Origin of the sequence: Herbaspirillum sp. B65 (genome assembly GCF_000333555.1) — a bacterium.
Lineage (GTDB): Bacteria > Pseudomonadota > Gammaproteobacteria > Burkholderiales > Burkholderiaceae_D > Herbaspirillum > Herbaspirillum rubrisubalbicans.
On sequence record NZ_BADI01000683.1, the window covers coordinates 1 to 1,026 of the forward strand.

A 1,026-nucleotide genomic window follows, 5' to 3' on the forward strand; every position below is an offset into this window, starting at 1 on the left:
TGCAGGTGTAGTGAAACTGCTAAGGCGCTGAATATCTTCTATCGCGTTACGCCGACTTTGACGGGGAATGCCACGGCGTCAAATAAAGTCTACGATACGACCAATTTGGCATCCGTTCAGGTGACAGGTGCGAGTGGTTTGATTGATGGTGACGCAGCTACATCTATTTACGCTAAGGGTGTATTTAGTAGTGCGGCGGCCGGTACGAATGTGGCGATCTGTGTGAGTTGCACGACGCTCTATGTAGCTACCTCAAACAACACGGTTGCTGGTTACGCAATGAGTTTCTCTGGTTTGCAGGCGAATATTGCGAAGGCGACCGTGACGGTAGCGAACGTGACGGCATCGGACAAGGTGTACGACACGACGACGAACGCGACCATTAGCAATGTGGGAGCGGCGACCGTCCTGTTGGGTAATGCTAGTACGGCCAATGGCAGCCTCGCCAATGCGACGGCGTTTAGTAACTACACGGCCAATGGGACGTTTGCGAATGCGTCGGCTGGTAGTAATAAGCTTGTGAGCCTGAATGTGGCGTTGGCAGATACGACGAACTACACGTTGTCGGGAACGACGCAACAGAACATGACGGCCAACATTGCAAAGGCCAATGTGACGGTAGCGAACGTGACGGCGTCGGATAAGGTGTACGACACGACGACAAACGCAGCGATCAGTAACGTGGGTGCGGCGACCGTTCTATTGGGTAACGCTTCTGCAGCCAATGGCACGTTGGCGTCGGCGACGGACTACAGCAATTACACGGTCAATGGTTCGTATGCGAACGCGGCTGCAGGTAGCCAGACGGTGAGCGTGAACGTGGCGTTGGCAGACACGACGAACTACGCATTGAGCACGTCAAGCCAGAACAAGACGACGGCCACGATTGCGAAGGCCAATGTGACGGTAGCGAACGTGGCGGCATCGGATAAGGTGTACGACACGACGACGAACGCAGCCATTAGCAATGTGGGTGCGGCGACGGTGTTGTTGGGTAACGCCAGTGCGGCGAATGTACGTGGCTCG

1 protein-coding gene and 1 pseudogene are annotated in these 1,026 nt (G+C 55.1%); both read left to right on the plus strand.

Annotated features, from left to right (window positions below; all coding sequences use genetic code 11):
* Window positions 1–57: 57 nt before the first annotated feature.
* Window positions 58–240 (plus strand): annotated as a pseudogene (locus tag I5W_RS34255) (YDG domain-containing protein); the annotation flags it as partial.
* A gap of 81 nt (window positions 241–321) precedes the next feature.
* A partial coding sequence (locus tag I5W_RS16215) for a YDG domain-containing protein (protein WP_252717058.1) occupies window positions 322–1,026 on the plus strand: 705 nt, incomplete at its 3' end.